The organism is Polynucleobacter necessarius, from assembly GCF_900095185.1.
Taxonomy (GTDB): Bacteria; Pseudomonadota; Gammaproteobacteria; order Burkholderiales; family Burkholderiaceae; genus Polynucleobacter.
Genome location: NZ_LT606948.1, coordinates 45,513 through 66,801, shown reverse-complemented (window position 1 = coordinate 66,801; position 21,289 = coordinate 45,513). Strand labels below are relative to the sequence as shown.

At 46.2% G+C, this 21,289-nt stretch carries 22 protein-coding genes and 6 pseudogenes; 16 read left to right on the top strand and 12 right to left on the bottom strand.

What is annotated here, in order from left to right; all coding sequences use genetic code 11:
• Positions 1-21: 21 nt before the first annotated feature.
• The 6 genes from DXE31_RS00390 (at position 22) to DXE31_RS10730 (ending at position 2,436) form a co-directional block, all read left to right on the top strand.
• Positions 22-486 carry a DNA polymerase III subunit chi gene (locus tag DXE31_RS00390; RefSeq protein WP_114697412.1) on the top strand — a complete coding sequence of 155 codons (465 nt, stop codon included), beginning with the start codon at positions 22-24 and terminating at the stop codon, positions 484-486.
• A 5-nt stretch (positions 487-491) separates the two neighbouring features.
• The gene (gene lgt, locus DXE31_RS00385; protein WP_114697411.1) at positions 492-1,280 is read left to right on the top strand and encodes a prolipoprotein diacylglyceryl transferase; all 789 of its coding nucleotides are present in this window, start codon (positions 492-494) and stop codon (positions 1,278-1,280) included.
• A gap of 7 nt (positions 1,281-1,287) precedes the next feature.
• Entirely contained in the window at positions 1,288-1,467 is a 180-nt protein-coding gene (locus tag DXE31_RS00380; protein ID WP_114697410.1) for a hypothetical protein, read from the top strand.
• On the top strand, positions 1,463-1,813 hold the full coding sequence (locus DXE31_RS00375) for a LysR substrate-binding domain-containing protein (RefSeq protein ID WP_114697409.1): 351 nt from the start codon (positions 1,463-1,465) through the stop codon (positions 1,811-1,813). The genes DXE31_RS00380 and DXE31_RS00375 overlap by 5 nt, the downstream gene beginning before the upstream one ends.
• Positions 1,814-2,008: 195 nt before the next feature.
• Complete coding sequence (locus tag DXE31_RS00370; protein ID WP_231969518.1) at positions 2,009-2,224, top strand: malonyl-CoA decarboxylase domain-containing protein; 216 nt, start codon at positions 2,009-2,011, stop codon at positions 2,222-2,224.
• Positions 2,221-2,436: a hypothetical protein gene (locus DXE31_RS10730; RefSeq protein ID WP_231969214.1), complete on the top strand. Its 216-nt coding sequence runs from the start codon at positions 2,221-2,223 to the stop codon at positions 2,434-2,436. Before DXE31_RS00370 ends, DXE31_RS10730 begins: the two co-directional genes overlap by 4 nt.
• Before the next feature lie 15 nt (positions 2,437-2,451).
• Here DXE31_RS10730 and DXE31_RS00360 read toward each other — a convergent pair.
• From DXE31_RS00360 to metG, 4 genes and pseudogenes are all read right to left on the bottom strand, one after another.
• Positions 2,452-3,222 (bottom strand): annotated as a pseudogene (locus DXE31_RS00360) (4-phosphopantoate--beta-alanine ligase).
• A complete protein-coding gene (locus DXE31_RS00355) occupies positions 3,219-4,106 on the bottom strand; it encodes a segregation and condensation protein A (protein ID WP_114697408.1) in 888 nt (295 codons plus the stop codon). Before DXE31_RS00355 ends, DXE31_RS00360 begins: the two are co-directional and overlap by 4 nt.
• Positions 4,099-4,287 carry a DUF3460 family protein gene (locus DXE31_RS00350; protein WP_114697407.1) on the bottom strand — a complete coding sequence of 63 codons (189 nt, stop codon included), beginning with the start codon at positions 4,285-4,287 and terminating at the stop codon, positions 4,099-4,101. The genes DXE31_RS00355 and DXE31_RS00350 overlap by 8 nt, the downstream gene beginning before the upstream one ends.
• Before the next feature lie 95 nt (positions 4,288-4,382).
• Positions 4,383-6,053, bottom strand: a complete 1,671-nt coding sequence (metG, locus tag DXE31_RS00345; protein WP_114697406.1) for a methionine--tRNA ligase — start codon at positions 6,051-6,053, stop codon at positions 4,383-4,385.
• A gap of 152 nt (positions 6,054-6,205) precedes the next feature.
• Between metG and DXE31_RS12255 the strand changes: the two genes are divergently transcribed.
• The 5 genes and pseudogenes from DXE31_RS12255 (at position 6,206) to DXE31_RS00325 (ending at position 10,431) form a co-directional block, all read left to right on the top strand.
• Complete coding sequence (locus DXE31_RS12255; protein ID WP_331851966.1) at positions 6,206-6,586, top strand: formate dehydrogenase accessory sulfurtransferase FdhD; 381 nt, start codon at positions 6,206-6,208, stop codon at positions 6,584-6,586.
• Between the two features lie 165 nt (positions 6,587-6,751).
• A pseudogene (locus tag DXE31_RS12250) lies at positions 6,752-7,021 on the top strand (formate dehydrogenase accessory sulfurtransferase FdhD); the annotation flags it as partial.
• 43 nt (positions 7,022-7,064) lie between these two features.
• Positions 7,065-7,631 (top strand): dCTP deaminase, encoded by a 567-nt coding sequence (gene dcd, locus DXE31_RS00335; RefSeq protein WP_114697405.1) that lies wholly within the window; start codon positions 7,065-7,067, stop codon positions 7,629-7,631.
• 257 nt (positions 7,632-7,888) lie between these two features.
• Positions 7,889-8,047, top strand: a complete 159-nt coding sequence (locus DXE31_RS00330; protein ID WP_114697404.1) for a hypothetical protein — start codon at positions 7,889-7,891, stop codon at positions 8,045-8,047.
• A 116-nt stretch (positions 8,048-8,163) separates the two neighbouring features.
• A complete protein-coding gene (locus tag DXE31_RS00325) occupies positions 8,164-10,431 on the top strand; it encodes an arginine/lysine/ornithine decarboxylase (protein WP_114697403.1) in 2,268 nt (755 codons plus the stop codon).
• 140 nt (positions 10,432-10,571) lie between these two features.
• Here the strand turns inward: DXE31_RS00325 and DXE31_RS11815 are convergent.
• From DXE31_RS11815 to argH, 3 genes and pseudogenes are all read right to left on the bottom strand, one after another.
• Positions 10,572-11,656: pseudogene (locus tag DXE31_RS11815) on the bottom strand (TRAP transporter large permease subunit); the annotation flags it as partial.
• Positions 11,653-12,174 (bottom strand): annotated as a pseudogene (locus DXE31_RS00315) (TRAP transporter small permease subunit). The pseudogenes DXE31_RS11815 and DXE31_RS00315, both read right to left, overlap by 4 nt.
• Before the next feature lie 34 nt (positions 12,175-12,208).
• Positions 12,209-13,627, bottom strand: coding sequence for an argininosuccinate lyase (gene argH / locus DXE31_RS00310; RefSeq protein ID WP_114698607.1), 1,419 nt, complete (start codon positions 13,625-13,627; stop codon positions 12,209-12,211).
• A gap of 43 nt (positions 13,628-13,670) precedes the next feature.
• Between argH and hemC the strand changes: the two genes are divergently transcribed.
• Positions 13,671-14,648 (top strand): hydroxymethylbilane synthase, encoded by a 978-nt coding sequence (gene hemC / locus DXE31_RS00305; RefSeq protein ID WP_114697402.1) that lies wholly within the window; start codon positions 13,671-13,673, stop codon positions 14,646-14,648.
• Between the two features lie 14 nt (positions 14,649-14,662).
• Entirely contained in the window at positions 14,663-15,487 is an 825-nt protein-coding gene (locus tag DXE31_RS00300; RefSeq protein ID WP_114697401.1) for a uroporphyrinogen-III synthase, read from the top strand.
• A 15-nt stretch (positions 15,488-15,502) separates the two neighbouring features.
• On the opposite strand, the gene DXE31_RS09895 is transcribed toward DXE31_RS00300, so the two are convergent.
• On the bottom strand, positions 15,503-15,796 hold the full coding sequence (locus DXE31_RS09895) for a chorismate--pyruvate lyase family protein (protein WP_231969210.1): 294 nt from the start codon (positions 15,794-15,796) through the stop codon (positions 15,503-15,505).
• A gap of 199 nt (positions 15,797-15,995) precedes the next feature.
• Positions 15,996-17,462: a DEAD/DEAH box helicase gene (locus tag DXE31_RS00290; RefSeq protein ID WP_231969209.1), complete on the bottom strand. Its 1,467-nt coding sequence runs from the start codon at positions 17,460-17,462 to the stop codon at positions 15,996-15,998.
• A gap of 250 nt (positions 17,463-17,712) precedes the next feature.
• Here DXE31_RS00290 and leuE point away from each other — a divergent pair, with 250 nt between their 5' ends.
• Positions 17,713-18,396 carry a leucine efflux protein LeuE gene (gene leuE / locus DXE31_RS00285; protein WP_162785487.1) on the top strand — a complete coding sequence of 228 codons (684 nt, stop codon included), beginning with the start codon at positions 17,713-17,715 and terminating at the stop codon, positions 18,394-18,396.
• Positions 18,397-18,584: 188 nt separating this feature from the next.
• On the opposite strand, the gene DXE31_RS00280 is transcribed toward leuE, so the two are convergent.
• On the bottom strand, positions 18,585-18,878 hold the full coding sequence (locus DXE31_RS00280) for an aldehyde dehydrogenase family protein (protein WP_114697399.1): 294 nt from the start codon (positions 18,876-18,878) through the stop codon (positions 18,585-18,587).
• A 58-nt stretch (positions 18,879-18,936) separates the two neighbouring features.
• On the bottom strand, positions 18,937-19,161 hold the full coding sequence (locus DXE31_RS00275; RefSeq protein WP_114697398.1) for an aldehyde dehydrogenase family protein: 225 nt from the start codon (positions 19,159-19,161) through the stop codon (positions 18,937-18,939).
• A 17-nt stretch (positions 19,162-19,178) separates the two neighbouring features.
• Here DXE31_RS00275 and msrA point away from each other — a divergent pair.
• Positions 19,179-19,695, top strand: a pseudogene (gene msrA / locus DXE31_RS12575) (peptide-methionine (S)-S-oxide reductase MsrA).
• A gap of 14 nt (positions 19,696-19,709) precedes the next feature.
• Here msrA and pdxH read toward each other — a convergent pair.
• Positions 19,710-20,346: pseudogene (gene pdxH, locus DXE31_RS00265) on the bottom strand (pyridoxamine 5'-phosphate oxidase).
• A gap of 22 nt (positions 20,347-20,368) precedes the next feature.
• Between pdxH and DXE31_RS00260 the strand changes: the two are divergent.
• A complete protein-coding gene (locus tag DXE31_RS00260; protein WP_114697397.1) occupies positions 20,369-21,118 on the top strand; it encodes a tRNA threonylcarbamoyladenosine dehydratase in 750 nt (249 codons plus the stop codon).
• Positions 21,119-21,289: the final 171 nt, after the last annotated feature.

Here is a 21,289-nt window from a genome sequence, read left to right as displayed (position 1 = left end):
AACGATTTAGGCAACTGTTAGATGGCTCGCATTGATTTTCATAGCAATGTCAGCGACAAGCTGGAGTATGTGTGCCGTCTCACTCGCAAGATATGGAGTACTTCGCCTGAAGGTGAACCAGTGCGTAACATTGTGATGGTGGGCGAGAAGGCTGATCTACAAAAGTTAAACGAGTTACTTTGGTCATTTAGTGCTACGGACTTCTTCCCACATTGTTTTATAGAAGATGAGGCTGCTGCAGAGACGCCAATTATTTTGACTGATGACTTTGCTTCATCAGCCTTCGATCATATCCCGCACGCAGATATCTTGATCCATATAGGAATGCGTATGCCAGCAGATGTCTCTGCACTATTGGCACGCTTTCCCAGAATTGTTGAGGTAGTTACTATCAATGAGGCTGAGCGTCTAGCCGGGCGAGATCGCTATAAAGCCTATCGTGAACTGGGTCATGAGTTGCATAATTTTGACCAATCAAAACGTTAGTATTTATGTTGATTCATCCCCAGTTTGACCCTGCCGCGAGTCGCATTGGATCCTTTGCAATTCATTGGTATGGATTGATGTATCTCATGGCCTTCGTGCAATTTTTGCTTTTGGGTCGACTGCGTATTCGGACTCCGCGTTATCAAGCATTAGGCTGGACATACAAAGATCTTGAAGACCTGCTCTTTGCCGGCGTATTAGGGGTGGTGATTGGTGGTCGTTTAGGCTACACCTTGTTTTATATGCCCGACTTTTACTTATCTCATCCCCTCAGTATTTTTAAAATTTGGGAAGGTGGCATGTCTTTTCATGGCGGCTTGCTAGGGGTTCTGGTAGCGCTTTATTGGTTTGCCAAAAAATGCAAAACAACATTTTTTGTCGTGAGTGATTTAGTTGCACCACTGGTTCCCTTTGGTTTGGCGTTTGGCCGACTAGGGAATTTTATTAGTGGCGAGTTGTGGGGTAGGCCTACCGATCTTCCTTGGGCAATGGTATTTCCGCTCGTAGATTCAGTACCACGTCATCCCTCACAGATTTACCAATTGCTAGGTGAGGGTGTATTGCTCGGGATTGCTATCTGGATTTATGCTGGTAAGCCAAGACGAGTGGGTCAAGTATCCGGATTCTTCTTGCTGGGCTACGGTATTTGCCGCTTCCTTGCTGAGTATGCGCGTGAACCAGATGCTTTTTTGGGTCTTCTCGGCCTCGGTCTCTCGATGGGGCAATGGTTATGTGTACCCATGATTGTGTTTGGTATCTACCTGATGACGTCTTATCAATCGAAGCGCCAATAATTTGCCCATGCTTAATGACGAAGTTACGCTGCGAAAGTTAGCAATTCGCTGCTCTAGTGTGGATGCAGTAGTCATCGCGGTGCCATCGCAGGATCTTCCCGATGGGGTGCAAGTAGTGTCGCTTTTTGAGGATCAATTATTTTTGGCTTCATCAAAGAGTGCTAAGCGCTCTTTAAGCGGAGATTGATTTATCTGACTATAAGGGAGAGAAATTCTTAACTCTTCAAGATGGATTTGCGACTACCTCGGGTTTTTATGAGGCCTTTCAGTTGGCTGGCTTCAAACCAAATGTGGTGATGAAAGTTGGAGATATCTTTTCTTTGATGAAAATGGTGTCTGGCGAACTGGGGCGCTCATTGTTGCCTGGCAGAGTCAAGGCATTGATGGGGAATGTTATTGAATTTACCCCCTTATTACCTAAGTATCAGGTGATCCAGCGCATCGGGCTCTTGCACCTTAAAGCTAACGAATTTACTCCCAATATTTTGGCCTTAGCGGCTGAAGCCCGTATGTTGCGTCGCAATAACCTCTGATAAAACCTAAGCTTTAAAGGTAATAGTTAACCTTTGGTTAACGTTTATTCGTTTAGCTTAATTGATTTTGGCTGTTTCGAGTAATACATTTAAAGCGTCAGTATTTGTCGCTCTTCATTTTTGAAAAGATTGCATGCTCGAAAAGCTAGCAAAAGATCAACACATCTTCCAAGTGAGCCATTAATCTTCGTTGAGGTGGTTTTGCTGCCTGAGATCCCAACGGTCATTACGCCCCTAGTCGACAAAAAAGCGGAGACGGTTGATCGGCCATCACAATATAAAGTTGCCGTGTTCTGCTCAATTAGCAACTGCAAATCCGGTCTTCGTGGTGTCTCGATGGGTAATTTTCTTATCAAGCGAGAGTCGCTGAGCAGTTGCATGCAGAATTCCCTAATTTCAAGACCTTCGTGACTCTGTCTCCAATTCCTGGATTGATGGATTGGGTATCTGCAGGCGCCAACAACATGGGTGATAATATTCCTGCTACGCTCAATTCTTTCTTTGTAGCCTGTCATGGTGGGCAAATTGAAGTTCTCAAGGCTAAAGGCACTGCGGGTAAAGTGCCTGGTGCCGAATTAGCGAAAGAGTTGAACTTAGCGGTAGGGCAATTCTTCACCCTCTAAGGGTGGGGCTAGAGATCAACTCTCTCGATTATCAATCAAGCGTGTTTTACCGAGCTTTTGGCTGCTGTCAGAATGACCAGCCAGGGGGGCTCGCCAGCATGTAATCGCTCATTTGACGCAGGCGCTCTAGGTCGCTTTGTTGGCGAATAGCGATGTAATCAGGCTGCCAATCGCGACTAGCTAGAGATGCAACGGCAGCTTTTTCAATTTCTGAAATAGATTGGCTATTGCGATCCTTAAGCTGCAGCACACGCTCACGAACTTCTTTTAGTGCTTTTTGTAATTCTGGTGCTTCAGCACGCGGTCCTCGGCTGAGAGAGGAAGCCATTGCGAGAAGAGAGAGTAAGACCGTCTTTAGCGCGGATCGTTTCACCGGGGACAATGTCAACTGGAAGCGCAACCTGTTTGGCCATCTGGCGAATAATCATCAACTGTTGATAATTTTTCTTGCCAAACACGGCAACCTTAGGTTGTATGCAAGAAAACAGTTTTAAGACAACAGTGCAGACCCTTTTAAAGAAACTAGGGCGGAACTCACCTTCAAGAATATCGCCAAACTGCTGTGGCGGATCCACTCGATCCTCTTGTGGTTGAGGATAAAGATCTCGTTCGGTAGGTGCAAACAAGATATACACACCTTCTTTTTCAAGCTTATCAATATTGTTTTGCAAGCCGCATGAATGAGAGATAACCTTCGTGAAGGTTACCCATCGTTGGCACAAAGGAGGCGCGGTTTTGACCGCGCAAGTGATCGCGTAGCTCTTGTATATCGCTAATAATTTTCATGCAATAGGCGTGTAGGCGAGGCGAACGTAAATAGGTGCATAAGGTTCTGCTTGTGTGATCTCAATCAAAGCTTCACGTGAGAGTTCAAGCATGGCGATAAAGTTCACAATCACTACCGGAATTCCTTTGCCAGACTTAATAGCATCTTCAAATAACTCGCCGAATTCAACAAACTTAGTGCTTTGCAAGCGACGCAAGATGCGCGTCATAAACTCTCGCACTGATAATTCTTCGCGGGTGATAGTGTGATGCTGAGTCAGTTTAGCGCGGTGGAGAACATCGCGCCATGCTGGCTGCAGGTCCTCGACACTGACATCTGGCCAAGAAATGGCGATGGTAGTGTCTACGTAACCATGTGCCACCTGGAAATCGCGTCCTTGTTGTGGAATTTGATCGAGTTCTTGGGCAGCGAGCTTCATACGCTCATATTCCCGAAGACGACGTACCAACTCCGCACGAGGATCTTCTACTTCCTCTTCGCTATCTGCCTTCTTCATTGGCAGGAGCATGCGCGATTTAATTTTAATCAACATGGCTGCCATCAGCAAATACTCTGCAGCAAGCTCAAGATTGTGATGACGAATTTGATCGATATAGCTCAAGTATTGTTGAGTCACTTGTGCCATCGGAATGTCTAAAACATTGAAGTTTTGTTTGCGGATCAAATATAACAACAGGTCTAGAGGACCTTCAAATGCCTCTAGAAATACCTCTAGTGCATCTGGTGGAATATATAAATCGGTAGGGAGCTTAAAAAGCGGTTCGCCATAGAGCTTAGCGAATGCAGCTGACATGCCATCGGTAACCGATGGAGTGCTATCTAGCAAATCCGAGAGCGGCTGGCCGCTCGGCTCAGCTCCCAAGATATTGCCTGGATTAGTCATTCGAATAGACGTAGGCGCGTTGCTTGAGTTTTGCGGCTTTTGCCCGGCATTGATCTTCAACGCTCAATGGTTCCTTATCCCAAAGGAGGGCTCGACCGGCTTGCTGTTCAGCCTCCAGATGGGGTTTCTCATTTTTGAGTTCAGTTAAGAACTGAGTGAATTCAGATTGATATCTTGCCATAGTTTTTCCTAAAATACTCAATAAATTATGAAAATAATACGGAAAAGTTATCTAGGGACTACAACCCTCATTATAGGTGCTTTTTGAGCTACTTTTTACAAGTTTGCTGCCAGCAAAGCCTCAATTTGCGGGGCTTCTACTCGAGTCATGAGATGTTTATAGGGTTTAATTGGGGTCTTACTGGAAAGCGGTGAAGTGACATCGGCCCAGCTCAAAGGAGGTAGCGATAGGAATTCTTCTACGCCATTAGCGACCTGAGGAATGACCGGTTTCAGATAAAGACTCAGCATCCTAAAAGCTTCCAGGGTAATACTGCACACCCATTGTAAGTCTGCTTCACGTTCTGAATCCTTGGCAATTTCCCAGGGTTTATTTTCATCAACAAAGCCATTGACCTTATCCGCTAGCTCCATCACTGTGCGCAATGCTTTAGCAAATTCGCGAGCCTCATATAGTGAAGTGATTTTTTCGCTTGAAGCAGCAATTTCTTTAAGGAGTGGGTCACGCATTGCATCGTCCGAAACAATGCCACCAAATCGCTTAACCAAAAAGCCTGCACTGCGACTGGCGATGTTGATGTACTTGCCCAATAAGTCGCTATTGACGCGCGCTACAAAATCTTGAAGATTTAAATCTAAATCCTCCATGCTGTTATTGAGTTTGGTTGCAAAGTAATAGCGGAACCATTCTGGATTAAAGCCGCAATCAATCACGCTGTTAGCTGAGATCAGAGTGCCGCGCGATTTGCTCATCTTCTCATCATCAACAGTTAAGAAGCCATGCGCAAAGACATTGGTTGGAGTGCGATATCCGGAGAATTGAAGTGTTGCAGGCCAGAATAAAGTATGAAAATACAGAATATCTTTGCCGATAAAATGGTATTGCTCAGTAGTGGTGTCAGGCTTGACCCACTCATCGAAATTGAGGCCTTTGGCTTGACAGTAATGAAGGAAGCTAGCGTAGTAGCCAATTGGGGCATCGAGCCAGACATAGAAGTACTTCCCAGGCGCATCAGGTATCTCAAAGCCGAAATACGGGGCATCACGGGAAATATCCCAGTCACCCAGCTTGCTTTCTCCGGGTTGCCCAACCCACTCTTTCATCTTATTGCGAGCTTCAGGTTGTAGTGGGGTTTTCACTTGAGTCCACTCGCGTAAGAATTCTTCGCACCGGGGATCAGAGAGCTTGAAGAAATAATGATCTGAAACTTTTTTGATCGGAGTGGCCCCACTCACTACTGAAAAAGGATTTTTAAGATCGGTTGGAGAATAAGTTGCGCCACATTTTTCGCAGTTGTCACCATATTGATCTTTGGTGCCACACTTAGGACACTCTCCTTTAATGAGGCGATCCGGTAGAAACATTTCTTTTACAGGATCGTAGGCTTGTTCGATCGCACGCTTTTCAATTAAGCCTGCATCGCGTAGTTTGAGATAGATATCCTGAGAAAGTTTTTTATTCTCGGGACTATCAGTGGTGTAGTAATTATCAAAAGAAATTAAAAAATTATCGAAGTCACGTTTATGTTCTTTCCAAACATTTGCAATGAGCTCTTTTGGAGTAAGTCCTTCATTTTCAGCCCGCAACATGATCGGGGTGCCATGCGTGTCATCTGCGCCGACGTAGTGCACTTCATGACCGCGCATTCTTTGATACCGGACCCAAATATCAGTCTGGATGTATTCCACCAAATGACCAATATGGATCTGGCCATTGGCATAAGGTAAGGCCGAAGTAACTAGAAGGCGGCGTTGGGAACTACTCATGTAATGCGGACTTAAATAAGAAGGTTAAATTGCGTTTAGCCCTCAATGATGCGGGCTCATGCAGTGATTTTAGTCTGCGGTTAAAGTAATGCACCGCGAAGTCCTTATAAATACCGATAAACTTCAATACATTCCGTCCTTAGAGAGTATGTATGGCAGTAAATCCGACCATACAGATGTCTTGTGCCTTAGCGCCTTTGTTGGTGCACGAGGTCGAGGTCATGGATGAGTTGGGGCGCCTTAAAACTACCAATATCCCTGGGGAACGCCCATTAACGATCTACTTGGACAAGCGCGAAGTGGTTACGCTGATGACCTTGGGAAGTGCGCCTAAGGCTTTAGTTCTCGGTTATCTCAGAAATCAGCGTCTAGTTGAGCCCTCTGATGATATTTTTGAGAGCATTCAAGTCGACTGGGAAACAGACTCTGCTGCCGTGAAAACGCGCAAGAGTACGGTCGATATTGCTGTCTGGACGAGTAAACGGGTGGTCACTACGGGTTGTGTGGCCAAGGAACAATGTTTGGTGGCTTGATCGAGGAAATGGTGGAGATTCAGCTGCCTGAGGGCCGAGGGCCCGACACTATCCCAAGAGGCAATCGTCACTCTAATAGACTCCATGCGAACTCAAGACACGATTTGAGCGTGATCGAGAGGCTGGAGCTCGGCTTCTCCACTTCATTGAGGAGTAGGTCGTCATAATGCTGTGGACTCTATCTCGGGTTTGATGTGGCTGGGCAATACGCCAGGTAAAGATTTGATTTTCTTTACGACCGGGCGCCTGACCTCGGAGATGGTGATTAAGGGGATTCAAATGGGAATCCATTTCCTTCTGACACACTCGGGAGTGACCTTGATGGGGCTGGAGTTGGCATTCAAGACCAATCTCACCATCCTTTCCCGTTGCCCTGGAAAACACTTCGAAATCTACAACGCCCCGGAGAGGATCGTTTTTAGCCAAAACCCCTAATAATTGCATGGGCAGGTACAGGCGATGGTTTTACAATTCGCCCATGACTATTAAATCTGACCACTGGATCTGCCGTATGGGCGAGCAAGGCATGATCAGCCCATTTGAACCTGGGCAAATTCGCCAAGACGCTGCCGGTAACAAAATCGTAAGTTATGGCACTTCAAGCTATGGCTATGACATACGTTGCGCAGACGAATTCAAAATTTTTACCAATATCAATAGCACCATCGTTGACCCGAAAAATTTCGATGAGCAATCATTCGTCGATTTCAAAGGTGATGTTTGTATCATTCCACCGAACTCGTTCGCACTAGCAAGAACAGTGGAGTATTTCAAGATCCCGCGCAGTGTATTAACAGTTTGCGTTGGTAAGAGTACTTATGCGCGTTGCGGCATCATCGTGAACGTTACGCCATTTGAGCCAGAGTGGGAAGGTTATGTCACTCTAGAGTTCTCAAACACTACGCCATTGCCTGCCAAGATTTATGCAGGCGAAGGGTGTGCGCAAGTGCTATTTTTTGAGAGCGATGAAGTGTGTGGTACGTCGTATAAAGATCGCGGTGGTAAGTATCAAGGTCAGCGGGGTGTTACCCTGCCGAAGACCTAAGCCATTGCGGCAGTGTGTAAAGTACCGGTTAATCGCCGTCGTGCATGGATTAATTTAGATGAATACCGCGCCCAGAAAATAATTTCTACTAGCGTGCAAACATTCACATTTTGAGTAGCCAACGATCACAGCTCACATATTGTCGAGGCGCAACTGCGTTTATGGTTGATTGCTGAGAGTGAATGTGATCGTCGTTCAGTTGAGCTGCCTTTGCATCGCTCAGAGAGTCCTGTGTTTTCCTTGACTTGGACGGGCCCATGCACAGCATCGATGATTCAAGCCCACTACAAGAGTATTTAGGTAAATCAGCGATTGAACGGCAATGGCATTTACTCATTACCTTTACTGGGTATCATGAAAGTTTGGCAAATCAGGTCTATGCTCGTCATGTTTACCTGCCTAAAGATGTGCGGTAAAATGCGACATTTGTCGATATAGTCACGGCATTACCAGGCGGCGATCGAGTCATCGATCTAACCAATTTTGATAAGTGGGCTCCGAACTCATCGGATAAGTTAGCAGGGGAGTATTTATGAAATTTCGATTTCCAATCATCATTATTGATGAAGACTTTCGCTCTGAAAATATTTCAGGGTCCGGAATTCGTGATCTAGCTGAGGCTATTGAAAACGAAGGCATGGAAGTCATTGGCTTAACTAGCTATGGCGATCTCACATCCTTTGCTCAGCAAGCATCCCGCGCATCTACTTTTATCGTTTCAATTGATGATGAAGAGTTTGATGCTGATGCTGAAGATCATGATCTGCCTGCGTTAAATAATTTACGCGCCTTCATTACCGAAGTACGTAAGCGCAATGAGGATATTCCTATTTTCTTGTATGGCGAGACTCGAACATCTCGACATATGCCAAACGATATTCTGCGTGAATTACACGGCTTCATTCACATGAATGAAGATACTCCTGAGTTTGTAGCGCGCCACATTATTCGCGAAGCCAAGGTGTATTTAGCTTCTTTAGCGCCACCATTTTTCCGTGCACTCACTAATTACGCTTCTGAAGGTTCTTACTCTTGGCATTGTCCTGGTCACTCTGGTGGCGTGGCTTTCTTAAAGAGTCCTGTTGGACGTATGTTTCACCAGTTCTTTGGTGAAAATATGCTTCGCGCAGACGTTTGTAATGCTGTGGAAGAGTTGGGTCAACTCTTGGACCATACTGGTCCAGTACTGCAGAGTGAGCGCAATGCTGCACGAATTTTTAATGCCGATCATTTGTTCTTTGTCACAAACGGTACTTCCACTTCAAACAAAATTGTTTGGCACTCGACGGTTGCGCCAGGTGATGTAGTGCTTGTGGATCGCAATTGCCATAAATCGATTATTCATTCCATCACCATGATGGGCGCGATTCCCATTTTCTTGATGCCGACCCGTAATCACTTGGGAATTATTGGCCCCATTCCGAAAGAAGAGTTTGAGTGGAAAAATATTCAGAAAAAGATTGATGCCAATCCATTCATAAAAGATAAAAACGTTGTACCGCGCGTCATGACTTTAACCCAAAGCACTTATGATGGTATTGTCTATAACGTGGAGATGATTAAAGAGATGCTGGACGGTAAAGTGGACTCTTTGCATTTTGATGAGGCGTGGTTGCCACACGCTGCATTCCATCCTTTTTATAAGGACATGCATGCAATTGGCTCAGATCGTAAACGCTCTAAAAAGAGTTTGATGTTTGCAACTCAGTCAACCCATAAATTGCTGGCAGGCTTATCACAAGCATCGCAAGTCTTGGTTCAAGATGCTGAAGATACAAAGTTAGATCGTGCTTGCTTCAATGAAGCTTATCTTATGCATACCTCAACGAGTCCTCAATACGCCATTATTGCCTCGTGCGATGTTTCAGCGGCTGTGATGGAGTCTCCTGGTGGCACTACCTTGGTCGAGGAGTCCATTGCTGAAGCAATGGACTTCCGCCGTGCCATGCGCGAAGTGGATGATAAATTTGGAGCTGACTGGTGGTTTAAGGTTTGGGGTCCCGATCACTTAGCTGCAGAGGGTATTGGTGAACGTTCCGATTGGATCTTAGAGTCATCAGCTTCTTGGCATGATTTTGGCAAGCTGGCTAAAGATTTCAACATGCTTGACCCCATTAAGGCAACCGTAGTGACACCAGGTTTGGATATTGAGGGCAATTTTGGTTCTATGGGTATTCCGGCCAGCATTGTCACCAAGTATCTTGCTGAGCATGGGGTTATCGTAGAGAAGTGCGGTTTGTATTCTTTCTTCATTATGTTCACGATTGGCATTACTAAAGGTCGCTGGAATACTTTGGTTACTGAGCTACAACAATTCAAAGACCACTTTGATAAGAATTCTCCATTGTGGAAAGTGCTTCCAGAGTTTGTGGCCAAGCATCCTAGATACGAGCGTGTAGGCCTTAAAGATATTTGTCAGCAAATTCACGAGTTTTATAAGAGCCGTGATGTGGCACGCATGACTACGGAGATGTATACCTCTGATATGGTTCCGGCCATAATGCCATCTAAGGCGTGGGCAAAGATGGCGCATAAGCAAGTGGATCGCGTACCTTTAGATCGACTAGAGGGACGCGTAACGGCAATGTTAGTAACGCCGTACCCTCCGGGCATCCCTTTATTGATCCCTGGGGAGCGATTCGATAAACGCATTGTTGACTATCTCTACTTTGCAAGAGATTTCAATGAAAAGTTTCCTGGATTCGAAACGGATATTCATGGCTTAGTAAAAGCAGATATCGCTGGCCGTAGTGAGTACTATGTTGATTGCGTGAGACAAGAGCGCGACATCACTTTATAGCCGACAACTTGATAATGCGATTATTTCGTAGTCGACTTTTCTAAGTGAAAAGTAACTGGAGCATCTTCATCTAGAAGATTTGAGGATGACTTCGGTTTTCCATCCTATGCCCTTTTAGGATGGAAATCGTGACTCTCTGCTATCGCAGCTGGTTTATCCAAGAATATAGTCACTATCACGAATTGCAGTGCAACCCAAGGTAATGCTCCCCAGTAGATATGCTACTTTTGACTTCCTTAGGCGCTACGCCTCGGAGATAAAAAAGGGCAAATCCACATGGCGGATGCATAAATGAAGTTTGCATATTGACGCAGAGCATCACACCCAAACTATGGCAGCACTCGCAGCTGCTTGAGGATTGCCATTCATCGAATCTAGCAGTATGGGTGAGAGTAATTGCACTGCAACTGATGCCAGAATAGGCATCACGATACAGGTGATCTCAAAAAAGTCTAAAAAGAAGGTCAAAAAGAAAACAAACAGGTTCACAACAATCAAAAAGCCAATCCAACCACCCGGCAGATTGGAAAATAATTCTTCAACCCAGAAACCGCCATCCACCCCTTGAAATACAACTGAGAAACAAGTTGATCCAATCAGGATGAAAACCACCATCGCAGTAATGCGCCCATAGCACCAGATTCAGTAGGGGTAGCGATGCCGTTCATGATAGTGCCGAGTACCCAGAAACTCAGTACTGCAGAAGGAATAATGCCTAGTAAACATTTTTTCCAAAGCATCCAACCTTTTAGCGTGAGTTCACTAGCAGGCACTGGGGGTAAGTATACAGAGCAAGCAAGGCAATTTGTAAAAGAGAAGGCCCCCAAGCACCTAGATACATACTGCCCACATCAGCGCTTCCACTTTTTGCGTCTTGAGTTGATCTGCTAGAACGATTAAAACTAGAGAAGGCGGGATCAATTGGGTGATAGTGCCAGATGCTGCTAATACCCCTGTGGCATAGCGCATGTTATAGCCGTAACGCATCATCACATGACTGGTAATGAAATCATCGCCATAGCAATTACCTGGGCAGCCACTGTGCCAGTGATAGCCCCGAGAAAATGGCTTGTAAGAAGGCGACCCCCAAGAATCCCTCACTGATCGCAATTGCCGCAAAAAATAATCCAGTTGCCATTAAAGAGAATGCCACCGGAAAACCAATCAACATAAAGATGATCAGTCCACCAAACATCAGAGGAGGCATCCACTCCAATGGAGTCATTCCATCGGCTTTTCGTAATGAAGGTCTTCGGCAGGTAAAGTGACTTCACCTCTAAGCGCGCCGATACGCTTGATGATTTCTGAAAGACCTTGCAGACTCAGCATCATGAACCCGAAGGGCACCATCAACTTAATTGGATAGCGGGCTAAGCCGCCAGCGTTTAGTGAGTACTCCATGACTAACCAAGATGGGGAAAGCAGAGTCGACTATGAGAGCCACGCAAATAGGAGGCATGCTGGCATTAAAAAGAACGACAGCCCAAATCAATCAACCCATAAACGTCCGCGATCGGAAAGATGTGAGTAAATTAAATCGACGCGTACATGTTCATTACGTTTTAGGGTGTATGAGGCCCCAAGCATCACGGCAGCTGCAAATAGATACCACTGAAGCTCTAAAGGCCAGTTGTTACTAACATCTAATCCGTAGCGCAAGAGCGCATTTGCTGCAGAAACTACGCAAGACAGCAAAATCATCATGCTGGCTGCCTTACCCAGGAGTTGGTTTACTCGATCAATGCCTGTAGAGAGTTTGGATCAAAACCGCATGGCCTCAGAGATCTGCCCGACCTCGTTTGATAGCAGCTAGCACTTGTGCCGGAGCGGTTCCACCAGCATGTTGTCGGGACTGTACTGCGCCATCAATGGTGAGTAGGGCAAATACATCATCGTTAATCAGTTCAGGGCGATTATCTAAGCCGCATGCAAAGCGTAATTCGGAAAGACTCAGATCGGTCAGCATGCAGTTTCTGCCAACGCAGGCTTTTACTGCGTGAGCTACCGCTTCATGTGCGTCGCGGAAAGCCAAACCTTTTTTCACTAGGTAGTCAGCCAAGTCTGTAGCTGTTGCAAAACCGTCTTCAGCGGCTTTTTTCATTACCTCCGCTTGGACTTCAATATGGGGCACCATGTCAGCAAAGATGCGCAAGGTATCTTGTACAGTATCTACTGCATCAAACAAAGGCTCTTTGTCTTCTTGGTTATCTTTATTGTAAGCAAGAGGTTGCCCCTTCATTAAAGTCAATAAAGAAATCAAATCGCCATAAACGCGTCCAGTTTTACCCCTAGCAAGCTCTGGAACATCTGGATTTTTTTTCTGCGGCATGATGGAGCTGCCGGTACAGAGGCGATCCGGTAGATCGATAAAACCAAAGCGGGGGCTGAGCCACAGAATGAGCTCTTCTGACAGGCGAGATACGTGCATCATCAGGATCGAAGCAAATGCACAGAATTCAATAGCAAAGTCTCTATCAGATACTGCATCTAAAGAGTTATTGCAAATGCCATCAAAACCTAAGATCTTGGCAACTTGCTCGCGATCAATGGGGTAGGTTGTTCCTGCCAGCGCTGCTGCACCTAAGGGCAGGCGATTAAAACGCGCACGCAAATCTGCTAAGCGGCTCGCATCACGGCTAAACATTTCATAGTAGGCCATTGAATGATGGCCAAAGGTAATGGGTTGAGCAACTTGCAAATGCGTGTGACCTGGCATGATCGTTGATGCATGCTTCTCTGCTAAATCTAATAATGCAACCCGTAACGATTTGAGAGTAGTTGCAATATCATCTACGTTTCCACGTAACCAAAGACGTAAATCAGTAGCAACCTGATCGTTACGTGAGCGGCCAGTGTGTAAACGTTTGCCAGCGTCTCCTACTAACTCTGTAAGACGAGCTTCAATATTGAGGTGCACATCCTCGAGAGCTAATTGCCAATTAAATTGTCCAGACTCGATTTCACTCTGAATTTGGGCCATACCCTTTTGAATATCAGCCAAATCTCGATTGCTGATGATCTCTTGATCTGCCAGCATTTGGGCGTGAGCCAGAGATCCTGCAATATCAACCAATGCAAAGCGTTGATCAAAATCAATAGAGGCGGTATAACGCTGAACAAGTTCGTCGACAGGTTCGGCAAAGCGGGCCGACCATGCTTGGGCTTTGTTGGCTAAGGAATTATTTGATGAGCGCATAAACACAGTATATTGGTGTAGGTCTTTGAGTATTTTAAATGTTATGCCCCAACCCCTACATTCTTCTCCCTTATCAACCACGCTAGCTGCGCCAAAGAGCCTGGTGATTGCGTCCCGCAAGAGTCGCCTAGCCATGTGGCAGGCCCAGTATCTCCAAGCCTGCCTGCAAAAGCTCTATCTCGAGTGTAATGTCCAGATTTTGGGGATGACCACTCGGGGGGACCAGATTTTGGATACAGCCCTCTCTAAAGTCGGTGGCAAAGGCCTGTTTGTGAAAGAACTAGAGACCGCCTTAGCAGATGGCCGAGCCCACTTGGCAGTGCACTCCTTAAAAGATGTCCCGATGGTCATGCCAGCAGGTTTTGATCTGACTTGCGTGATGGCTAGGGAAGATGCCAGAGATGTGTTTGTCTCCAATGATTGCGCTAGCTTAGAAGCGCTACCGCCAGGAGCTGTGGTGGGCACTTCCAGTCTGCGCCGTGAGTCCGTGCTGCGTGCCCACTTCCCCCATCTGAGCATCGAACCCTTACGGGGTAATTTAGATACCCGCATCGGTAAGCTAGATAAAGGTGAGTACCAAGCCATTATTTTGGCTGCCGCGGGACTCAAGCGCTTGGGCCTTGAGTCCCGGATCCGCGCCTACCTACCGTACGATCCTTACACCCCTGCACCAGGGCAAGGTGCCCTGGGTATTGAGACCTTAAGTACACACCCTCACATCCAAGCCTGGCTGACTCCCTTAAATGATTTACCAACCCTTTTAGCCGTATCAGCCGAGCGGATGGTGTCTCGTCAATTAGTGGGCTCTTGTGAAGTGCCCCTAGCAGCCCATGCGACTTGGGAGCAAAACTACATGAAGATCCGCTCTTTTGTAGCCAGTACCGATGGTAAGCAGATGTGCCTAGCCCAAGGAAGTGCTCCGGTCACTTCCATAGCAGATGCAGAGGCCTTAGGACTAGCCGTTTCGCAGGACCTGCTGGCGCAAGGGGCGGCTGAGTTGATACCAAATTTTTCTAAATAAAATTCATTCTAGCGATGAGTACTAAAACCATCGTCGTCACAAGGCCAAGTGGCCAAGCGCGTCAATTAATTGAGATGCTCACCCGTGCTATTGAGGACAGTGGTGTCAGTAAGAGGAGTCTCCTCGAGATTATCTCTTTACCCTTGCTAACCATTACTCCTAAATCTGATGAACATTTAGCGATCCACATTCAATCCGCTTTGAGTAATGCAGATCTAGCAATTTTCGTAAGTCCAAACGCCATTGAAAGTGTGATGCGTTTATTCGAGCGAGATTGGCAAGAGGTTGCGAAGAGGGTTATTCCGATTGGGGTGATGGGTGGCAGCAGTCGTTTAGCACTCAAGAATCATGGCATTGGTGAAGAAGAGCTACCCACCCCCATCATCATTCCAAAAAATAATGAACAGTGGGATTCGGAGGGCTTATGGAATGAGCTTCAAGCCCTTAATAGTGATTGGAGAAATAAAAAAATCGTTATTTTTAAAGGCGAAGATGGTCGTGATTGGCTTGCAGAAATCTTAAAGAAAGCAGGAGCTACCGTAGAGCCAATCTCCACTTATAGTCGAGTGCCACTTGATATCGAGAACCCAGCTTGGCAAGCCATTTGGGAGATAGAGTTTAGAAATTCACTTTGGTTGCTAACTTCATCCGAGGCAGTTCGTTATCTTGGCGAAGTCATCCGTGATCAATTTACTCAAAATCTGAGTGCCGCTAGTGCCTTATGTCTACATCACAATATTTCGGATGCAGCTGAATTGATTGGGTTTGGTGAAGTCTTTACGAGTGAGCCAGGTGATGAAGCTCTGATTAAGTCAGCTTTAGCTTGGTTATCAATTTAAAAAATAGTTAATCAGTTAATGCTTTGCTGCTTCTAGTAAAGCAGGTAAGAATATTTCGTTGACCAAAATAGGATGACCCTTTAAGCGATAAAGGGTGCGTCGAGCCCACAAAGGTGAGTTCAATTTAGCAAAATGCTTGGAGTATTTTTTCCATAGCTCACTACTCTTATCAAGACGAGCAATCTCCCCTGACGGCTTTGACTTCGAGTGCTTACGGGTTTTACTGAACAAAACAGCACCCAAGGGTTTGGTACCTAGGCGCAATATGGCATGATGATTCCTACTGCTAGCTCTAGCGGTAGGAATCATGCCTATTTAAGGATGGTGGGCAGTCACGCAAGACTTGAACTTCTAACGTTTGCCCGCTTGTCTGTTCAATTTTTTGGGTAATGGAACCAATATCGCCAAGCCAAGTTTGGCACTCGCGTGGTGCTCGATGGATTTCACCGGAACCGACTCGGTTCCATGCAGAACGGAGACGATTACGGTGAATCATGTTTAGCTGCCGCTAAAGTTGCGACGTTGACCGGCCAGACTTAGGTTTCGCAAAGCGTGGACCTGCAGGACGACTTGGACGAGAGTCAGTAGAGCGTGCAGGACGGGAATCGCCTGAGCGACTACCACCTGCATTACCGCCACCGCCAAAGCGTGACTCTGAACGTGCGCCTGAGCCATAACGACCACCGCCACCACCTGAACGGTTACCACCAAAACCGCCGCTTGGGCGACCACCGCCACCACCAACGCTTGGCTTCTTGGCCTGTGGCTCAAGACCAGCGATGACTGAGGCTGCGATATCTTGCTGCGTAAAGCGCTCGATATTGCGGATCTTGGCACGATCACGGTGTTCAACCAAAGTGATAGCAACGCCATTGCGACCAGCGCGACCTGTACGACCTATACGATGCGTATAGTCTTCCGGTTTCATTGGTAGGCCAAAGTTAATGACGTGGCTGATACGTGGTACATCAATACCGCGAGCCGCTATGTCAGTTGCGACCAAAATCTTGGTGTGACCTGTGCGTAAAGACTCGAGACGACGCATCCGCACAGCTTGAGGCATCGCACCATGTAAGGCAGTTGCCTCATAGCCATCGGCACGCAATGTATCAGCGATCTTCTCGCTCTCAACTTGAGTGCTTGCAAACACCACTGCTTGATCCAAATCAGCATCAGCCAAAATATGCTCTAGCAATTTATGCTTGTGTGACATGCTGTCCGCCCAATGCAACTTCTGTTCGATGTTCGCGTGCTTCTCGCCTGCATGGGCAAGTGCGATACGCTTGGCATCGGTAGTGAGTTCGTTTGCTAAAGACATCATCTTCGGCGCAAAAGTTGCAGAGAACATCAAGGTTTGTTTACGGCCAGCGCAACGTTTGTCAATTGCCTCGAGATCATCAGCAAATCCCATGTCGAGCATGCGATCGGCTTCATCAATTACGAGTTGTTTTACATCATCTAAGCGAATCGCTTTGCTATCGCATAGATCGAGTAAGCGACCTGGTGTGGCAACAACCAACAATGCGCCTTTCAATGCTTGGATTTGCTTGCCATAAGGCATGCCACCCATCACAGTTGCAATACGAATTCCTTTCATGCCGCGTACTAAGTTCACAGCATCAGCTGCAACCTGTTGCGCTAATTCACGAGTAGGGCAGAGTACTAACACTTTCGGTTGTGCACGTCCTGGTACAGGCGAGTTATGCGGGTTGTCTTCAATGAGTTGATTAATCAACGGCAATAAAAAGGCTGCGGTTTTACCGCTACCAGTTTGGCTGCTGACTAATAAGTCAGCACCAGCTAAAGCTGCAGGAATAACCTGAGCTTGTATGGAAGTGGCTTGGGTAAAACCCAATTCAGCAACGTTTTTAAGGAGTGATGCCGCTAGGGCAAAGTTCTGGAATTCATGTCCAGCGCTCTTTGAGTCGCGACTTGCGTCTTTTGACGCGTGTTTAGTTTCTTTAGAAAAAGTCATGCTATTACACATCCCCTTAAAGGGATGTCTCCGTATGTTGCATCCCGTGTTTTTTATAGGACGCGATGGTCAAAGGCATCGACCATCAGACAAGCGGCAGCGCGTTTTTTTACTTCTGTGTTTATGACTTCTAAACGGTACGCTGAAATAGAGCTGGGGGGCGATGAATCCAATTGCTTTAAAAGCTTTCTATTATGACAGTTTGAGCACTCGATTGCAAGGGTTTTCCCGAATAAATTATGATATCGAGATGGAATGGCTCTCATTCAGTCTCTTATCGCCTACTAGCGCGGGAATTATTGGTTTTCCAAGTTATTTATTGGGAACGATTTTCATCATCTTATTGCCAGGACCTAACTCACTGTATGTACTAACAATTGCCATACAGAAGGGGTGGCGTTTTGGAGCATGGGGTGCTTTGGGTATTTTTATTGGTGATTCCATTTTGATGATGGCAGTGGCATTGGGTGCAGCCACACTCTTGCTTTCATCCCCATTCATTTTTATTGTGGTGCGTGCCTTGGGCGCACTCTATTTGGGATGGATGGGGGTAGGTTTGGTTCGGAATGGGTTGCAACGCTGGAAACTTAAGGAGTCTGCAGCTACACACAGTGATCTGCAGATGCGCATCATGATGCGTTTACATCCCTTACTTGCTGCGCTAACTCTGTCGCTAACAAACCCCAAGGCCATCTTTTTCTTTATTGCATTTTTCTCGCAGTTCATTCAGCCTGAATTTGCCAGTCCGACATATGCTTTCATCTATCTAGCAGTGGTCTTGCAAATGCTAAGCATGACGTATTTGGCGTGTTTAATAGCTGTGGGGCAATGCTGCTTTCAATTCTTCCAAAATCAGCCACGCCTCACGGCAGTATTGTGGTTATTGGCTGGAATACTATTTATCGGATTCGCGATGCGACTTCTGTTTGCTTAGTGCGAAATGATTTGTCTTACTTCGAATAGCGAAAAAGCCACTCAGTCATTTGGCCGTAGGGAGGGCGCGCCATTTTTGTGCCCTTGAATAGGTTGAAGCCCAACAAGCCACGCACTTCCAGGATTGATTTCTGATGACTGAAAGTGTCAAAGGGTAAGTCTTCGATAGCGACCTGGAGGAGTGTGTCATTAATCGTTACGTCTCCGGAGACGTATTTCATTTAAAACACGTTGCATATTCATTTTATCTTTACCAAACCAAAAGAGAGCCAAAGGATGTGGCTTGCTATTGATATATGTAATTGTCTCCGCAGTGTTGGCGATATTCACGATCGGCAAAATAGGATCACAAATTTCTTCATGGAGCACGCGCGCTTCTGTCGAAACGTTAATGAGAGCAATTGGCTCAAATGGTCTTGCACCAGCGCCTCGATTGCTTAGCAAGGGAATTGCTTTAGCGCCGCGATCTAATGCATCACTCACTCAGTGATGCCAGTATTCCAATTGTCTTTCATCAATAGGACCAGTTCATTCTTCAGGATTACGAAACTGAGCTTGGGCTGCATTCTTGAATAAAAGATGCTTGAGAGCTTGCCTCAATCCACATGTAGTCTGGGGCAATGCAGGTTTGTCCACCATTGAGTAGTTTGCCGTAAACGATAGAGGCCGCTGCATCATTGAGTTTTGCACTGGGATCAATGATGACTGGTGTTAAGCCACCAAGCTCCAAAGTAACGGGGGTCAGATTTTCTGCTGCCGCACGCATGACTTTTTTGCCGATTAATTCAGATCCAGTATCTAGAGGCGGTTTATCAGCAAATTAGTGGGGTTCACAATCCGTGGTTTCTGGATACGCGGGCGGAGCGAGTTCAAGCCCGACTGATGAGGCTGTCTGCAGTGGTGAATCGGGGCATGCGGAAATTGTCGATATCCTATTTGATCCAAAGACCATTTCTTACAGAGACTTACTGGAAATTTTCTTCGTCATACATGACCAACTACTTTGAATTATCAGGGCAACGATCACGGCACTCAATATCGCTCTGTTATGTTTACCCACAGCACTGAGCAAATGCAGATTGCGCATGAGGTAGTAAAGGAATTAGAGGGCTCCAAAATATATTCTAGTGCGGTTGTGACTCAAATCGAAGCAGCGCCTACTATTTATCCTGCAGAAGACTATCACCAGAATTATATTCAGGCACACCCTTTCCAAGGGAATTGCATGGCAGTGGTAGCGCCCAAGCTGGCTAAATTCCGCGCAAAATTTAAATCACTCATTGCTCCGCAGTTCTCCTAGTGCAGGAGAATTTTCTAGGGAGCGAGGCGATTGACTTGCCAGGCGCTTCCCTCAAGCTTGTAGTGCATGCGATCATGCAAGCGTGAGTGGCGACCTTGCCAAAATTCGATTTCGTTTGGGCGTAATCGATAGCCACCACCAATGCTGTGGGCGTGGTGGCGTATCGCCAAACTCTTCCTGAAACCGTTTCTCCGCTTCTTCTAAAAATTCACGGTTGGGAATGGCCATGCTTTGGGGAGATGCCCAAGCTCCAAGTTTGGATGCTGGTGGTCGGGAGTGAAAATATTGATCACTCTCTGCAAAGCTAACCCGCTCTACCAATCCCTGGATGCGGACTTGACGCTCGAGTTCATGCCAATGAAAGAGGAGAGCGGCTTGTGGGCGGACTGCTAAATCACGCCCTTTTTTGCTTTCGTAATTTGTAAAGAATGTAAAATCGGTTTGATCTGCGCCTTTTAGTAAGACAAAACGAGCTGATGGATTCCCAGATTGGTCCGCTGTCGCCAAGGTCATTGAGTTGGGCTCTGGACACTCCGCCTTTAAGGCTTGGTCAAACCAGAGTTGAAAAAGCTCAAAAGGATTTTTAGGCACCTCGGTTTCGGAGAGTTGGCCAAAGGTGTAGTTTTTGCGTAGTTGTGCAATGGAGTCCATTGATTCAGTATAAAGATAAGCTATGACAGAAGACAAGTTAGAGGGAAGCTTAGAAAAGCGTCGTTTTGGCGGAGTTTCACGACTCTATGGATCAGAGCTGCGCGAGCGCTTCCTGAATGCGACAGTGGTTGTTGCAGGTCTTGGAGGCGTAGGTTCTTGGGCTGCTGAAGCTTTGACACGAACTGGCATCGGCCATCTTGTCTTGATTGATTTTGATCACATCGCTGAAAGTAATACGAATCGTCAATTGCATGCAATAGAAGGGCAATACGGTAAAGCTAAGGTTGAGGCAATGACCCAACGGGTATTACAAATTAATCCCGCAATTAAACTGACCTCCTGTGATGAATTTTTAGAGCCAGATAATCTAGATCGACTGATTCCGAGTAATGCATTGGTATTAGATGCAACAGATTCAGTGCAAACCAAAATTACCCTATCAGTTTGGGCTGTGAAAAATAATCGCGCACTAGTAATGTGTGGTGCTACTGGTGGAAAGTCAGATCCAATTTCCGTTCGTTGTGATGATCTTTCACGTACAGAGCAAGATGCTTTGCTGGCAAAAGTACGCCAAGGATTTAGACAGGATCACGGTTTTTCTCGGAGCCTGAAGAAAAAAATTGGCATCCGCGCAATTTACTCTCATGAACCGCGAGCTGGTACCTCTAGCGGTGGCTTAGCTTGTTCTGGTTACGGCTCTACCGTGATGGTAACGGCAGCATGTGGTTTGGCTGCCGCTGCAGAAATACTCAATCTCATCGCAGCACAGTAGTTTTTCAAAAAGGCTCATCAAAAGCTTAAGGGGATTCCCTGTAAGAAATTACTGATGCTTTTGCAGTCAGTAATAATTGATTGCGACGCCTCGCGTTGATTGTAAAAGAGATTGCATTATTTTCTTAAATATATTTTTTCAATAAATCACTTTAGTAATTTTTCTCCTCTA

Bases quoted from the DNA above. Each gene is read 5' to 3' on its own strand.
- DXE31_RS09895 (WP_231969210.1), bottom strand. From the start codon at position 15,796: ATGATTCCTACCGCTAGAGCTAGCAGTAGGAATCATCATGCCATATTG.
- lgt (WP_114697411.1), top strand. From the start codon at position 492: ATGTTGATTCATCCCCAGTTTGACCCTGCCGCGAGTCGCATTGGATCC.
- DXE31_RS00325 (WP_114697403.1), top strand. From the start codon at position 8,164: ATGAAATTTCGATTTCCAATCATCATTATTGATGAAGACTTTCGCTCT.
- DXE31_RS00350 (WP_114697407.1), bottom strand. From the start codon at position 4,287: ATGGCAAGATATCAATCTGAATTCACTCAGTTCTTAACTGAACTCAAA.
- hemC (WP_114697402.1), top strand. From the start codon at position 13,671: ATGCCCCAACCCCTACATTCTTCTCCCTTATCAACCACGCTAGCTGCG.
- leuE (WP_162785487.1), top strand. From the start codon at position 17,713: ATGGAATGGCTCTCATTCAGTCTCTTATCGCCTACTAGCGCGGGAATT.
- DXE31_RS00330 (WP_114697404.1), top strand. From the start codon at position 7,889: ATGCACAGCATCGATGATTCAAGCCCACTACAAGAGTATTTAGGTAAA.
- DXE31_RS00380 (WP_114697410.1), top strand. From the start codon at position 1,288: ATGCTTAATGACGAAGTTACGCTGCGAAAGTTAGCAATTCGCTGCTCT.
- DXE31_RS12255 (WP_331851966.1), top strand. From the start codon at position 6,206: ATGGCAGTAAATCCGACCATACAGATGTCTTGTGCCTTAGCGCCTTTG.
- metG (WP_114697406.1), bottom strand. From the start codon at position 6,053: ATGAGTAGTTCCCAACGCCGCCTTCTAGTTACTTCGGCCTTACCTTAT.
- DXE31_RS00260 (WP_114697397.1), top strand. From the start codon at position 20,369: ATGACAGAAGACAAGTTAGAGGGAAGCTTAGAAAAGCGTCGTTTTGGC.
- DXE31_RS00300 (WP_114697401.1), top strand. From the start codon at position 14,663: ATGAGTACTAAAACCATCGTCGTCACAAGGCCAAGTGGCCAAGCGCGT.
- DXE31_RS00390 (WP_114697412.1), top strand. From the start codon at position 22: ATGGCTCGCATTGATTTTCATAGCAATGTCAGCGACAAGCTGGAGTAT.
- DXE31_RS00290 (WP_231969209.1), bottom strand. From the start codon at position 17,462: ATGACTTTTTCTAAAGAAACTAAACACGCGTCAAAAGACGCAAGTCGC.
- argH (WP_114698607.1), bottom strand. From the start codon at position 13,627: ATGCGCTCATCAAATAATTCCTTAGCCAACAAAGCCCAAGCATGGTCG.
- DXE31_RS00355 (WP_114697408.1), bottom strand. From the start codon at position 4,106: ATGACTAATCCAGGCAATATCTTGGGAGCTGAGCCGAGCGGCCAGCCG.
- dcd (WP_114697405.1), top strand. From the start codon at position 7,065: ATGACTATTAAATCTGACCACTGGATCTGCCGTATGGGCGAGCAAGGC.
- DXE31_RS00275 (WP_114697398.1), bottom strand. From the start codon at position 19,161: ATGCGTGCGGCAGCAGAAAATCTGACCCCCGTTACTTTGGAGCTTGGT.